The following is a 13,680-nucleotide window of genomic DNA, read 5'->3' on the forward strand; positions in this document are numbered from 1 at the left end:
GTCACCCCTTTGTCAACGAATCGGTACTGTCCCGCCATTCTCTCGCGGGATCGAGGTGGTCGAGAATCCGGGCCGCCGCGGTACGGGCGGTGGCGACGCAGGCGGGAATGCCGAGACCGTCGTAGGCGGCACCGCACAGGGCCAGGCCGGGCTGGTCGGCCGCGGCCGACCGGATGCGGGCCACCCGGTCGAGGTGGCCCACCTCGTACTGCGGCAGAGACCCTCCCCACCGGGTCACCCGCGAGTCGCGGGGCAGCCCGCGCACGCCCATCACCTCGACCATCTCGGCGATCGTCAATGCGACCAGCTCCGCGTCGTCGCGCTGCAGCACGCCCTCCTCGCCGATCCTGCCGATCGAGCAGCGCAGCAGGACCAGGCCGGGGTCGTTCTCGGCCAGGTGCGGCCACTTGACCGAGCTGAACGTGGCGGCCTTGATCGGCCGCCCGTCGACGGCCGGGACCAGGTAGCCGCTGCCGGTCGGCGGGGCGGGGAACGCCTCGCGCGGGTAGGCGAGGGTGACGATGGCCATACTGGCGTACTCGATCCTGGCCAGCTCCGCGGCGGCCCGGGGCACCTCCCCGGCGAGCAGACGGCTCGCCGCGGGGGCGGGAACGGCGATGATCACCGCGTCGGCCTCGACGGTCTCCGGGGCGGGGACGGGTCCGGTGACCAGCAGCCAGCCGTCCTCGGTCCGACGCAGCTCCCTGACCGTGACGCCGGTCCTGATCTCGGCCTCCGAGGCGGCGGCGACGACCTCGGGCAGGCTGCCCATTCCTCGCCTCAGGGTGGTGAAGACGGGGCCGGCGTCCTTGGGGGTGTCGGCGACGATCTCCCTGGTCGCGGCGAGCAGCGACCGCTCCGACCTGGCCGCGATCGCGATCCTCGGCATGGTCGCATCCAGCGACAGCCGCTCGGCCCTGCCCGCGTAGACGCCGCCGAGCAACGGTTCGACGAGCCGGTCGACCACCTCCTCGCCCATCCTGGCCCGGATGTAGGCCGCCACCGACACGTCGGTGGTGACGCGCGTGGCCGGAAGGATGTGGTCCAGGGGCACCCGGGCCAGGCCCGCCGGGCTCAGCACGCCCGACCTGGCCAGCGCAAGGACGTCGGAGGGAACGCCCATGACGTGTCCCTCCGGCATGGGCCGCAGCGAACCCCTGGTCAGGATGCCCGCCTTGACGGTGCCGGGAGACATCAGCTCGTCGCCCAGCCCGGCCAGCCTGGCCAGCTCCTTGCCCTCGGGCCGCCGGGCGAGCATCGCCTCGGCACCCGCGTCCATCATGACTCCCGCCACCTCGGTGGCGTGCAGCTTGCCGCCGATCCGCGAGGCGCCGTCGAGAACGGTCACCCTGAGGTGCTCGCCGCGCCCTCGCAGGTGCCACGCGGCGGCCAGCCCGGCGATCCCGCCGCCGACGACCACCACATGCCTCCGCTTGCCTTCCATGACTCCCGACCGTATCGCCCCCTCCCCGCGCCCGCGTATCCCGCTCACGCCCCCGGTACCTCCGTGACCCGGCGGCGTGAAGAACGTGACGCCATCGTGACTGCCCGCGTCGAACCGCCTCACCGCGCCGGGCGTCAGGAGGTTCATGAGATCAGTGAGCAGAATCCGGTGTGGTCCGCGCCTGGCCGCTCCCCTGGTGGTCCTGGCGCTGTTGGTGTCCGCCTGCGGAGGAGGGGGCGAGTCGCAGAGCGCGTCCGACGCCGCGGCACCCGCCGCCGGCTCCGGTGCGCGGGGGGACGTCCAGGTCGGCGAGGCGGCCCCGCAGGACGCCTCGGGCAGGGACACCGCCCCGAAGAACGAGGCACAGAAGACCGCCCAGGTGAAGGTGGTCCCACAGGACAGGGCGATCATCTACACGGCGGAGATGACGGTCAGGGCCAAGGACGTCACCGCCGCCGCCGAGCGGGCACGGCAGATCGTCACCGCCGCGGGCGGTTACCTGGCCATGGAGAGGTCGGACGCCCACTCCGGCGGCGAGGGCTCCGCGACGCTGGTCTTCAAGATCCCGCCGGGGAACTATCCCGGCGCGCTCGACCGGCTGGGCAAGGATCTGGGCACCCGCGAGTCACTGCAGCAGAACACCGAGGACGTCACCGAGCAGGTGGCCGACGTGGAGAGCCGGCTGAAGTCGGCGAAGGCCGCGCTCGACTCGCTGCGCACACTGCTGAAGCGGGCCAACACCATCGGCGAGGTGCTCGAGGTGGAGCGGGAGGTCTCCAACCGCGAGAGCGAGCTGGAGTCCCTGCAGGCGAGGCAGAAGACCCTCGCCTCACAGACGAGCGTGGCGACGCTGACGCTGAACCTGGTCGGCCCCGCGACGGTGGTTCCGCAGGAGGAGGACGAGCCGTCCGGTTTCCTCGGCGGCCTGCGGACGGGGTGGAGCGCCTTCGTCACCGCCGTCAAGGTCGGCCTGACGCTCCTGGGCGTACTGCTCCCCTGGCTCGTCCTCATCGGCCTGGTCTGGCTCGCGGTGGCCCTCCTGCGCCGCGGGCGGCGCTCAGGACGTGGCGACGGGCCACTCGGCCCCGCGCCCGCGGACCCCGAGCCGGACCGCTACGACGAGGACGAGACGGAGGACGGCGAGGACGCGAAGGAGAGCGGGGGCGGAGGACCGGTTCCCATGAGCCCGGGGCGGGGAGGCGCCCCCGGGTGAACGCCCGAGGCGTGATCACTCCGGGTGCGGCGCGGAGCACCTCCGAGGCGCCCCCGGGTGAACGCCCGGGGCGCGCGGGCCGGGCGTCCGATCGCCCGCGATGGGGCGGCTCCGGCCGGGGAGCCGGGCCCGGTCAGCGGGCCGAGGTCTCGTGGACGAAGTCGGTGAGGCGGGCCAGCTGGTCGGGGTCGGTGCCGGGCAGCACTCCGTGGCCCAGGTTGAACACGTGGCCCTCGGTCTCGGCCGCGCGGGCGAGGATCTCGCCCGCGCGGCGCTCGACGACCTTCCAGGGGGCGAGCAGAATCGCCGGATCCAGATTGCCCTGCAGCGCCTTGCCGGGGCCGACCCGCGAGGCGGCCTCGTCGAGCGGGACCCGCCAGTCGACGCCCACGACGTCGGCCCCCGCCTGACCGAGCAGGCCGAGCAGCTCGCCGGTGCCGACACCGAAGTGGATGCGCGGGACGTCCAGGTCTGCCAGGCCCGCGAAGATCCGGCTGGTGTAGGGGAGGACGAACTCGCGGTAGTCGTCGGGTGACACCGCGCCGACCCAGGAGTCGAAGAGCTGGACGGCGGAGGCCCCGGCGGCGAGCTGCACGCGCAGGAAGCCCAGGGTGATCTGGGTCAGCCGGTCCATGAGGGCGTGCCACAGCTCCGGCTCGCCGTACATCATGGCCTTGGTGTGGTCGTGGTTCTTGGAGGGGCCGCCCTCGATGAGGTAGGAGGCCAGCGTGAACGGCGCTCCCGCGAACCCGATGAGGGGGGTCGCGCCCAGCTCCTTCGTCAGCGCCTGGACGGCCTCGGTGACGTAGGAGACGTCGTCCGGCTCGATCGGCCGCAGCGCCTTGGCCGCCTCGGCGTCCCTGATCGGCGCGGCCACCACCGGTCCGACGCCCGGCTTGATGTCGAGGTCGACGCCGATCGCCTTGAGCGGGACCACGATGTCGCTGAAGAGGATGGCCGCGTCCACGCCGTAGCGGCGGACCGGCTGCATCGTGATCTCCACGACCAGCTCGGGGGTGGCGCAGGCCGTGAGCATCGGCACTCCCTCGCGAAGCGCCCGGTATTCGGGCAGCGAGCGACCGGCCTGGCGCATGAACCACACCGGCGTGTGAGGAACGGGCCGGCGGTGGCAGGCACGCAGGAAAGCGGAGTCGACGAGCTCGGAAGTCACCCCACCAGGGTGCCATGCCAACAGACCGCTCGGCTCACCAAGGCCCTCGACCGATGAGTTCAATACGAAATCACCGACTATTCAATGAGATCGCACGTCACACCCCACAGACACTGTCAAGCGATGACAACGATCGCGCTTTACCGGTTTTGAGAGCTTCGTCCACTGAAATCCGATGTTGGCACGCGGCAGATGACAACAGGCGGAGCGAGGCGATCATGTTTCCGGGTACAGTTCCTCTCATCGGCGATCCTGGCCCGGCCCTCGGCTGGTCCAAATGTTCGCCAAGTCACCGCGCGGCATCGATTCCCGCACCACTTTGGGGACACGCCGAGCACGCTGCGCGGAAATGTCGGCGCGACGTGCCAACGTCGGACCACGACCCGACGAAAGGCCCGTGCGATGTCCACCATGTGGAGTTCACCCGAACGTCGCGGTGAGCACCGTGCCTCCTGCGCCCGCGGGCGGGGTCCCCACCAACGGTCCCATCCACACGGCCACGACCGGGGCGAGCGTCACGAATGGGCCGACACGGAACGGGTCCGCGCCGGGCGCGGTCACGAGCTCCTCCCGGAAGTTCCCGTCGGCGGGCTCACCCTCGCCCCTCGCAGGCCGTCGGCAGCGGCTTGATCGGTTCCAATGGCTCCTATACGCACCCCAGTGGTCCCCATGCGATCAGTTTCGACCTACGCTTCCGATATGACCGTCGGTGACGCGCCGCCCGCTCCCGCCGCCTTCAGGCGCGCGGTGGCGAGCATGCGCCCCGCGGAGGTCAGGCCCGAGATCGAGCTGGAGGACATCCCGGCCCCGCAGCGCCTGGCCCCCTATTCGGCCGCGATCGGCGCGTCGGTGTACCGCGACGACGACGAGCTCGCGGTCGGCCGCCTCATCGTGCTCTTCGACCCCGACGGCCAACGCGGCTGGGACGGCCAGTTCAGGCTCGTCGCCTACGTGCGAGCCGACATGGAGCCGGAGATCACCGAAGACCCGCTGCTCGGACCCGTCGCGTGGAGCTGGCTCACCGAGTCGCTCGACGCCCACGGCGCCGACTACGCCGCCGCCGGAGGCACCGTCACCCGGGCGGTCTCCGAGGGTTTCGGCAACAAGGCCGAAGACCCGGTGACCACGGAGCTGGAGCTGCGCGCATCCTGGTCGCCGCTGCAGGAGGACCTCTCCGGCCATGTCGCCGCCTGGTGCGACCTGATGTGCCTTGCCGCGGGCATGCCACCCCTGCCACCCGACGTGGCGGCCCTGCCGCCGCGCCGTCGCGAAGATCCGGAGCCCTTCAGAACGTGACCGATGAGACGACCGTAGTCCCGCTGCTGGAACCTCGTGAGGGAATCCCACCCGTCGTCGAGGATCCGGTGGCTCTCGCGCGCGTGGTACGCGCCTTCGCCGAGGGCACAGGCCCCGTCGCCGTCGACGCCGAGCGCGCCTCCGGCTACCGCTACAGCGGCCGCGCCTATCTCGTCCAGCTGCGCCGCGCGGGCGCGGGAAGCGCCCTGATCGACCCCATCCGCTGTCCCGATCTGTCGGAGCTCGACGCGGCGCTCGCCGACGCGGAGGTGGTGCTGCACGCGGCCTCCCAGGACCTGCCGTGCCTGGCGGAGGTGGGCTTCCATCCGCGAGAGCTGTTCGACACCGAGCTGGCCGGTCGACTGCTCGGCTACGAGCGGGTCGGGCTCGGCCTGATGGTCGAGAACGTCCTCGGATTCAGGCTGGAGAAGGGCCACTCGGCCGCCGACTGGTCCACCCGACCTCTGCCGGAAGACTGGCTGCGCTATGCCGCCCTCGACGTCGAGGTCCTGATCGAGCTCCGCGACGTCCTGCACGAGGAGCTGATCTCCAGCGGCAAGCTGGAGTGGGCGCGGGAGGAGTTCGCCGCCGTGCTCGCGCACAAGGCGCCGGCCCCGCGCTCCGACCCGTGGCGGCGCACCTCGGGGATCCACAAGGTCCGCTCGCTGCGCGGGCTGGCGGTGGTGCGGGAGCTGTGGACGCTCCGCGACGAGCTCGCCCGCCAGTCCGACGTCGCCCCCGGCCGGGTCCTGCCCGACTCGGCGATCGTGACAGCCGCGCTTGAGCTGCCCCGCACCACCAAGGCGCTCACCGACATTCCCCCGTTCACCGGCCGCAGCGCCCGGCGGCACCTGCGCGACTGGCTGGCTGCGATCGGCACCGCCCGCTCACTGCCCGACTCGGAGCTGCCGCAGCCCAGCGCCCCCGGCGACGGGCCGCCACCGGCCAACCGGTGGATGGACCGCGACCCGGTGGCCGCCCGCCGGCTCGCCGCCGCCAGGGCCGTGGTGGCCGCGCTCGCCGACGAGCATCACATGCCCGCGGAGAACCTGATCCAGCCCGACGCGATACGCCGCCTGACCTGGGAGCCACCCCCGGTCATCAGTGACGAGAGCGTGGTCGCCCGGCTGCGTGAGCTGGGGGCCAGGGAGTGGCAGATCGGGCTGACGGCCCATCCGATCGCCAAGGCCCTGCTCCGTTTGGAGATCAAGGGTCAGGCGTGAGGCCCCCGCCCTTTACAAAGTAGATCACTTCCTGTTCCATTCCCGGGACCGGGCCGAGCACGTCCACACCGGCCCGGATCCCGGTCTCGGGGACACTCCAGGCCGGCTCAGTTCCGGCAGGCCGCGGAAAGAGGGCGTTCCGCCTCGTCGCTCTCGTCACCGGCCGGCTCCGGCCGCACATAGGGGATGGCGCACCACACCGTCCGGCCCAGCCCGCAGCCGTGCTCGCGGGTCCCCCAGCGTCCACCGGAGAGCCGGTCGACGATGAGCAGGCCCCGACCGCGTCTGGCCTCGAAAGGCCGGTGCCACGAGATGTGCGGCGCGCGAGAGGCGGAGCCGGGGTCGGAGACCTCGACGTGGACGGAGTCGTGGGTGGCGGTCAGGGTGAGACCGATCAGGTCGTCCACCAGGCCGGGGTCGGCGTGCTCCACGGCGTTCGCCAGCAACTCGGAGACCACCTGGACGACATCGGACAGCAGGACGTGGTCGGGACCGAGGGCCTCACGCGTCTCATGGCGGGCCCGTCCGACCGATTCGTAGGCGCTGTCCAGAAATACCTCCGCGAGTTTTCCCGTCTTCATGCCCGAAGCCCTCCACCTGGTTTCACGAATCGCCGTCTTCACATCCACCTTCGCGGGGAATCCCTTCGAAGAACGACTACCCTTCGTGTCCGGCTCGACACATGACAGCCCCGCGCTTCCCGGCATTTTCCGCGTGGCCGTCGAATAACCCGGGGCATTCACCCGCACCGGTCTCAATGTCGGCCTTTCATGAGGAATGCGATCCGATATGGAGTTCGGCGGACATTCGGTGCCACGGAATATCACGCAACCAAGATGATCATCCTCTTCGCGACGTCACGGCTCCGGAGGCCGGGCCCCCACCGCCACCGCCCCCGGAGGGCTCGGGGACACCGGCCCCGGACTGCGGGGGACGGCGGCCGGACAGGGCGGGGACGGCGGGGGGCCGGCGGGGCGGGAGGCTCAGCAGCTCGCGAGCATGCTCTGCAGGGCACTCTTCTCCGAGCTCTGCAGGGTCAGCTTCCAGTAGTACTTCACCTGGATCCACGCCCTGGCGTAGGTGCAGTTGAAGCTCGCCAGCGGTGGCCGCCACGTCGAGGGGTCCTGGTCGCCCTTGGCCTGGTTGACGTTGTCGGTCACCGCCCACAGCTCGGGCCCGCCCAGATCGTTCGCGTACTCCTGGCGCTGCGCGCTGGTCCACGCGTAGGCGCCCGAACGCCACGCCTCGGCCAGCGGCACCATGTGGTCGATGTCGACGTCACTCGCGGCGGTCCAGGTGGCGCCGTCGAACGGGGAGTACCACCGGCCGGAGACGGCCGCGCAACCGGAGTCGACGACCACTCCCGTGCCGTCCCTTTTGAGCACCGTCTCCCTGGTGTTGCAGGAGCCGCTGATGGTGATCCAGTGATTGAACAACGACCGACTGTAGGAGGACTGGTTCGTCTCCGCGGCGACGGTGAGCGTCGCGAGCCTGCTCGCGGCGGTGGCCGCGGAGGGAATGTTGGGCGGGGTCGCCGACGCCGCCCCTGTCGTCAGGGAGACGGTCAGGGAGACGGTGAGGAGAATCGGCGTGAGGGCAGCGGAAATCCCGGTGACGACTCGTTTCACGAGTGGCCCCTTCTGTCGCTCCACCTCGGCCAGTCGAGGGGTCTGGGCACGGCGAGAGGAGGACAGACGGAACGTCTCAACTCATGACAAATACGGAAATGTCATGCTTTGACGACGAGTCAGGACATGCTTGGTCGGATACTGCCCTGATGCGCACCCGGACGCGTTTCAGCTGCGATGACGCGGGACACGGAAAACGCGAGGCTCTCTTTCACCCGCACTTTTCTCGCGAACGCGTTGTAAAGATCTCGTGAACGCCGGAATATCTCCGGGAAACGCCGGGAATCCTCCGGTCCGGCCCTCAGGACCACCTCGACGACCTCGCCCCGGCCCCGGCCGGCGCTCCCGCCCCGCGACTCCGAGGGGCACCGGCCGGCATCCCGCTCATCCGGACATCTCCCGGCGCTTGCCGCAGGTGGGACGACTGTCGTACGGTGGAAAGGAAAGCGCTTTCCTCAGAGGTCGGAGAAAGATGTCCCCGCAAAGCATCGGCGTGGTGATGAACGGCGTCACGGGCCGCATGGGCTACCGCCAGCACCTGGTCCGCTCTGTCCTGGCGATCAACGAGCAGGGCGGCGTGCCCCTGTCGGGCGGCGAGAGGGTCCTGCTCAGACCGGTGCTGGTGGGCCGCAACGCCGAGAAGTTGCAGAGGCTGGCCGACCACCACGACATCGAGTCCTGGACCACCGACCTCGACACCGCCCTCGCCGACGACGCCAACCTGATCTACTTCGACGCCCAGGTCACCCAGGCCCGCGTGAAGGCCGTGCTCGCGGCGATCGAGGCGGGCAAGCACGTCTACGCGGAGAAGCCGACCGCCGAGACGTACGAGGACGCGCTGGCGCTCGCCGAGGCCGCGACCGCCAGGGGGGTGAAGAACGGCGTCGTGCAGGACAAGCTCTTCCTTCCCGGCCTGCTCAAGCTCAGGCGCCTGATCGACGGCGGCTTCTTCGGCAGGATCCTGTCGGTACGCGGCGAGTTCGGCTACTGGGTGTTCGAGGGCGACTGGCAGGAGGCGCAGCGCCCGTCGTGGAACTACCGCTCCGAGGACGGCGGCGGCATCGTCCTCGACATGTTCCCGCACTGGGCCTACGTGCTGGAGAACCTGTTCGGCCGGGTCACCTCGGTCTACGCCCAGGCCGTCACCCACATCCCCGAGCGGGTGGACGAGCGGGGTGAGACCTATCGGGCCACCGCCGACGACGCCGCCTACGGGGTGTTCGAGCTGGAGGGCGGGATCATCGCGCAGATCAACTCCTCCTGGAGCGTGAGGGTGAACCGCGACGAGCTGGTGGAGTTCCAGGTCGACGGCACGCACGGCAGCGCGGTCGCCGGTCTGCGCGACTGCCGGATCCAGCACCGCGCCGCCACTCCCAAGCCGGTGTGGAACCCCGATCTGCCCGCCACCGCCCGCTTCAGGGACGGCTGGCAGGAGGTGCCGGACAACACGGAGTTCGACAACGGCTTCAAGATCCAGTGGGAGCGGTTCGTCCGCCACGTGGCCGAGGACGCGCCCTTCCCCTACGACTTCGCCTCGGGAGCGCGCGGCGTCCGCCTCGCCGAGCTGGGCCTGCGCTCCTCCGCGGAGGGCCGCCGCCTGCCGGTGGAGCCGTGATGGCCGCACCGAGGATCACGCTGCCCGGCGGGGAGCACACCCTGCGCGAGCCGGTCACCTGGAGCAGGCCCGCGGGCCCCGCCGTGAGCCGCGTCGTCTACGCCGCCGCCCACGTGGTCGCCGATCCCCTCGGCGACAACACCCCGGGCTCCCCCGCCGCCGTCGACTGGGACGCCACCCTGCGTTTTCGCCACCATCTGTGGTCGTACGGGCTGCGCGTCGCCGACGCCATGGACACCGCCCAGCGCAACATGGGGCTCGACTGGACGGCCACCCGCGAGCTGATCCGGCGCAGCGCCGCCGAGGCGAAGGCCTTCGGCGACCCGGCGGAACTGGTGGCCTGCGGCGCGGGCACCGACCAGGCCCCGCACGCCCGGACCCTGGACGAGATCGTGGCGGCCTACACCGAGCAGATCGAGACCGTGCGGGACGCGGGCGCCGGGGTCATCGTGATGGCGAGCCGCCGGCTGGCCGCGATCGCGCGGGGTCCGGAGGACTACCACCGGGTCTACGGCGAGCTGCTCTCCGGGGTCGACCGCCCGGTGATCCTGCACTGGCTGGGCGAGATGTTCGACCCGAACCTGGCGGGCTACTGGGGTTCGCGCGACGTGGCCGAGGCGACCGCGTCGTTCCTCTCCCTGATCCGCGACCACGCGGCGAAGGTGGACGGGGTCAAGGTCTCGCTGCTGGACGCCGAGCACGAGATCGGGTTGCGCGCGGCACTGCCCGAGGGCGTACGGCTCTACACCGGCGACGACTTCAACTACCCCTCGCTGATCGCGTCGGGCAGCCACGCGCTGCTGGGGATCTTCGACGCGATCGCCCCCGCCGCCGCCGCAGCCCTGGAGGCACTCGACGCGGGCGACCTGCGACGGTACGACGAGATCATGGAGCCCACGGTCCCGCTCTCGCGGAAGATCTTCGAGGCGCCGACGTACAACTACAAGACGGGCATCGTCCTCCTCGCGTGGCTCAACGGCCACCAGGACGCCTTCAGCATGGTCAACGGCGCTCAGGCGGCCAGATCCCTGCCCCACCTGGCCGAGGTGTTCCGGCTGGCCGACCGGGCCGGGCTGCTGGCCGATCCCGAGCTGGCGGTCTCCCGGATGCGCTCCCTGCTGGCGGTGAACGGCCTGTGATCGCGCGAACGAGCCGTCTCTCGCTGAACCAGTGGACCACGAAACGGTGGTCGGTTGCCGAAGCCGTCGACGGGTGCGTGCGGCACGGCGTCGAGGCCATCGGCCTGTGGCGGCAGGACGTCGCCGCGGCGGGCCTGGAGGAGACCGTGAAGCTCGTCGCGGACGCCGGGCTGCGGGTGTCGTCGCTGTGCCGGGGCGGTTTCCTCACCTCGGGCGGACAGAACGCCCTGGACGACAACCGCAGGGCGATCGACGAGGCCGCGGCGCTGAACGCCGCCTGCCTGGTCATGGTGGTCGGCGGCCTGCCCGGCGTGGTGCCCGGCGAGCCGCCCGGCACGATCTCCCGCGACCTGCCCGCGGCGCGGGAGCGGGTCGCCGAGGCACTGGCCGTGCTGGCGCCGTACGCGGGCGAACGCGGGGTGAGGCTCGCCCTCGAACCGCTGCACCCGATGTACTGCGCCGACCGGGCCGTGCTGTCCACCCTCGCCCAGGCACTCGACCTCGCCGAGGCGCATCCCTGCGAACAGGTGGGCGTCGTCGTCGACACCTTCCACGTGTGGTGGGACCCGCGGGTGCTTGAGCAGATCGCGAGGGCCTCGGACCGGATCGCGAGCTACCAGGTGTGCGACTTCCTGTCGCCGCTCCCCGCCGACGTGCTGCTCGGCCGGGGGATCATGGGTGAGGGCGTCATCGACTTCGCCCCGATGACCCGGGCGGTGGCCGAGGCGGGCTACACGGGGGACGTCGAGGTCGAGATCTTCAACGCCGAGGTATGGGCGGCCGACCCCGACGAGATCCTGTCCAGGGTGAAGGCCGCCTTCGCCGAGTTCGTCGGGGGGTGACGGACACTCTCCCGCCACGATTTTTCTGGGCGAAGGACCGTTCCAGCGGGAGGAAAAACGTATTCGCCGAGCCCGGATTACCGCTTCACGGTGGAGTGACGTGTCAGGTACTCGTACGGTAGGGACATGACGACCGCAGAAAGCGAAGCCCGCCCCGCCATACAGCGGCCGCCGGAACACGTGATGGCCGTGCTGGAGACGATCAGGGAGTGGGAGGCCGCCAACCCCGACTCCGCCCCCTCGGGCCAGGGAGAGGCGATTCTCTGGGCCCTGGGAAAGCGGGAGCAGGCGCCGATCAGCGGCCGTCCCTCCTCGGGCTCCCCGCCCACCCTCGCGGAGGCGCGCGCCGAGATCGACGCCGCCGAGCGGGTTCCGCGCGAGGGCCGGGTCCTGCCGGCCGACGGGGTGATCAGCACCCTGAACTGGTTGATCGGCGCCAAGGACGGCCTGCCCATCCCCGGCCGCCGCTCCTCGGAAGGCTGGGGACACCTGGTCGGCGGGCGTGGCGTGATCCTGCGCACCGAGGACGAGATCGCCGCCGTCGCCGAGCTGGCCCGCCAGGGCCGGCCCAACGCCGCGGGCGAGTGGGAGAAGGAGTGGTGCGCGGGCACCGTCGCCGTGTGCGAATGGGTGCTCGGCACCCGCAGGAAGTCCCCGGTCCGCAACACGCCTCGCCCCATGCACGGACCGACCGGCCTCAACCTCGGCATGGAGGAGAGCGCGGCCGAGGACGTGTCCCGGCAGCTCGGCCGGGGGCGCCAGCACTCTCCCGGATACGGTGACGGGGTCATCAGGACGATCCGCTGGCTGCGCGGGCAGATCATGATCCCGCCGGTCAACGAGCAGGGAAACCCCGTTCCCGGCATGCGCTGACCTCGCTCCCCCGCGTCTCCCTTCTCCCCACGTTTCGCCGCGTTCTCCCGCGACACACGATCGGCCCGGACCGCCCCAGGGGTGTCCGGGCCACCTGTCGTGTCACCCCGGGCCGTGGCCTCTGCCGTACCTCTCCGGGCCGTGGCCGCCTGTCATGTCATCCCGGCTCCCGACCGCCTGTCATGTCATCCCAGGCCGCGGCTGCTCTCCCGGAGGATCACCTCGCCGGTCACGGCCTCGGCCCGGACCTCCTCGGACGGGCCGAGGGCGAGCTCCAGCGCACGGGCGCCCATGTCGGCGAGCGGCAGCCGCACCGTGGACAGCGAGGGAACCAGGTCGCGCAGGGTGGAGATGTCGTCGAACCCGGCCACGGACACGTCCTCGGGCACCCGGACGCCCCGGTCTCTGAAGGAGGCGAGGGCGCCCACCGCCATCACGTCGTTGACGGCGAAGACGCACGTGACCCCGGAGGTCCGGGTGGCCGCCGAGTAGCCGCCCTCCCGGTCGAAGGTGCCGTGCAGGACGCGCGGCGCGGGCAGGCCGAGCTCCTCCAGCGCGCCGGCGAAGCCCTCCACCCTGTCCCTGGGCGCGATCAGCCAGTCGGGCCCGGCGAGGATCGCGAAGTTCCGGTGCCCCAGCCCGGCGAGAGCGCGGGCCAGTTCGGCGGCGCCCCGGCGGTTGTCCGGCACCACCGTGTCGACGCCGAGCAGATCCTGGCCCACGCAGGCGACCCGGCCCCCGGACTCCCGGTAGCGGTCGAGCTCCGCCCGGAGCCTCTGGGTCGTCCGCGGGTCGGTGACCCGGGAGCCGACGAGCAGCACGGCACGGACCCGCTGCGCGTTGAGCGTCGAGACGTAGGCGATCTCCCGCTCGGGGTCACGGTGGGTGGTGCCGATCATGACCATGAGCCCCTGGCTCTCGGCGACCCGCATCGCCCCGTCGGCGATCGCGGCGAAGTAGGGGTCGGTGAGGTCGTGGACGACCAGGCCGATCACGTTGCTCGCGCCCCTGGCGAGGGTCTGCGCGGCCACGTTGGTGCGGTATCCCAGCTCGGCGGCGGCCAGCTCCACCTTGGCCCGCAGGGGTGCGCCCACCTGCCGGGTGCTGCCGTTGAGCACCCGTGACGCCGTGGCGAGCGAGACGCCCGCGTGCCGGGCGACATCCTCAAGCGTGACCACCGACAACCTCCTGGAAAGCGTTTTCCAAAGTCTGTCAGAGTTACCCTCGCCCCGCACC

At 71.3% G+C, this 13,680-nt stretch carries 12 protein-coding genes; 7 read left to right on the forward strand and 5 right to left on the reverse strand.

Features of this window, described 5'->3' with window-relative positions; genetic code table 11:
• Position 1: 1 nt before the first annotated feature.
• On the reverse strand, positions 2-1,444 hold the full coding sequence (hemG, locus tag ACFY3D_RS09920; protein WP_389977167.1) for a protoporphyrinogen oxidase: 1,443 nt from the start codon (positions 1,442-1,444) through the stop codon (positions 2-4).
• A gap of 154 nt (positions 1,445-1,598) precedes the next feature.
• Between hemG and ACFY3D_RS09925 the strand changes: the two genes are divergently transcribed.
• Positions 1,599-2,657 (forward strand): DUF4349 domain-containing protein, encoded by a 1,059-nt coding sequence (locus tag ACFY3D_RS09925; protein WP_389977170.1) that lies wholly within the window; start codon positions 1,599-1,601, stop codon positions 2,655-2,657.
• 133 nt (positions 2,658-2,790) lie between these two features.
• Here ACFY3D_RS09925 and hemE read toward each other — a convergent pair whose 3' ends face one another.
• Positions 2,791-3,828, reverse strand: coding sequence for a uroporphyrinogen decarboxylase (gene hemE / locus ACFY3D_RS09930; RefSeq protein ID WP_389977173.1), 1,038 nt, complete (start codon positions 3,826-3,828; stop codon positions 2,791-2,793).
• A 699-nt stretch (positions 3,829-4,527) separates the two neighbouring features.
• Between hemE and ACFY3D_RS09935 the strand changes: the two genes are divergently transcribed.
• Together ACFY3D_RS09935 and ACFY3D_RS09940 are read left to right on the forward strand one after the other, a co-directional pair.
• A complete protein-coding gene (locus ACFY3D_RS09935) occupies positions 4,528-5,124 on the forward strand; it encodes a DUF3000 domain-containing protein (protein ID WP_389977176.1) in 597 nt (198 codons plus the stop codon).
• Positions 5,121-6,347 (forward strand): HRDC domain-containing protein, encoded by a 1,227-nt coding sequence (locus ACFY3D_RS09940; protein ID WP_389977179.1) that lies wholly within the window; start codon positions 5,121-5,123, stop codon positions 6,345-6,347. Before ACFY3D_RS09935 ends, ACFY3D_RS09940 begins: the two co-directional genes overlap by 4 nt.
• Positions 6,348-6,454: 107 nt before the next feature.
• Here the strand turns inward: ACFY3D_RS09940 and ACFY3D_RS09945 are convergent, their stop codons facing one another.
• Positions 6,455-6,928 (reverse strand): ATP-binding protein, encoded by a 474-nt coding sequence (locus ACFY3D_RS09945; RefSeq protein ID WP_389977182.1) that lies wholly within the window; start codon positions 6,926-6,928, stop codon positions 6,455-6,457.
• Positions 6,929-7,330: 402 nt separating this feature from the next.
• Positions 7,331-7,975, reverse strand: coding sequence for an HNH endonuclease family protein (locus ACFY3D_RS09950; RefSeq protein WP_389977185.1), 645 nt, complete (start codon positions 7,973-7,975; stop codon positions 7,331-7,333).
• 472 nt (positions 7,976-8,447) lie between these two features.
• On the opposite strand from ACFY3D_RS09950, the gene ACFY3D_RS09955 reads away from it, so the two are divergent.
• From ACFY3D_RS09955 to ACFY3D_RS09970, 4 genes are all read left to right on the forward strand, one after another.
• Positions 8,448-9,590, forward strand: coding sequence for a Gfo/Idh/MocA family oxidoreductase (locus tag ACFY3D_RS09955; RefSeq protein WP_362900224.1), 1,143 nt, complete (start codon positions 8,448-8,450; stop codon positions 9,588-9,590).
• A complete protein-coding gene (locus ACFY3D_RS09960; protein ID WP_389977188.1) occupies positions 9,590-10,729 on the forward strand; it encodes a dihydrodipicolinate synthase family protein in 1,140 nt (379 codons plus the stop codon). Before ACFY3D_RS09955 ends, ACFY3D_RS09960 begins: the two co-directional genes overlap by 1 nt.
• Positions 10,726-11,571: a sugar phosphate isomerase/epimerase gene (locus tag ACFY3D_RS09965; protein ID WP_350946691.1), complete on the forward strand. Its 846-nt coding sequence runs from the start codon at positions 10,726-10,728 to the stop codon at positions 11,569-11,571. Before ACFY3D_RS09960 ends, ACFY3D_RS09965 begins: the two co-directional genes overlap by 4 nt.
• Positions 11,572-11,697: 126 nt before the next feature.
• Positions 11,698-12,444 (forward strand): hypothetical protein, encoded by a 747-nt coding sequence (locus tag ACFY3D_RS09970; protein ID WP_389977191.1) that lies wholly within the window; start codon positions 11,698-11,700, stop codon positions 12,442-12,444.
• A 185-nt stretch (positions 12,445-12,629) separates the two neighbouring features.
• Here the strand turns inward: ACFY3D_RS09970 and ACFY3D_RS09975 are convergent, their stop codons facing one another.
• Positions 12,630-13,622 carry a LacI family DNA-binding transcriptional regulator gene (locus ACFY3D_RS09975; RefSeq protein WP_389977194.1) on the reverse strand — a complete coding sequence of 331 codons (993 nt, stop codon included), beginning with the start codon at positions 13,620-13,622 and terminating at the stop codon, positions 12,630-12,632.
• Positions 13,623-13,680 lie beyond the last annotated feature (58 nt).

The sequence above is a fragment of the Streptosporangium sp. NPDC000509 genome (assembly GCF_042898365.1).
Taxonomy (GTDB): domain Bacteria; phylum Actinomycetota; class Actinomycetes; order Streptosporangiales; family Streptosporangiaceae; genus Streptosporangium.

Bases quoted from the DNA above. Each gene is read 5' to 3' on its own strand.
- ACFY3D_RS09945 (WP_389977182.1), bottom strand. From the start codon at position 6,928: ATGAAGACGGGAAAACTCGCGGAGGTATTTCTGGACAGCGCCTACGAA.
- ACFY3D_RS09960 (WP_389977188.1), top strand. From the start codon at position 9,590: ATGGCCGCACCGAGGATCACGCTGCCCGGCGGGGAGCACACCCTGCGC.
- ACFY3D_RS09970 (WP_389977191.1), top strand. From the start codon at position 11,698: ATGACGACCGCAGAAAGCGAAGCCCGCCCCGCCATACAGCGGCCGCCG.
- hemG (WP_389977167.1), bottom strand. From the start codon at position 1,444: ATGGAAGGCAAGCGGAGGCATGTGGTGGTCGTCGGCGGCGGGATCGCC.
- ACFY3D_RS09955 (WP_362900224.1), top strand. From the start codon at position 8,448: ATGTCCCCGCAAAGCATCGGCGTGGTGATGAACGGCGTCACGGGCCGC.
- ACFY3D_RS09935 (WP_389977176.1), top strand. From the start codon at position 4,528: ATGACCGTCGGTGACGCGCCGCCCGCTCCCGCCGCCTTCAGGCGCGCG.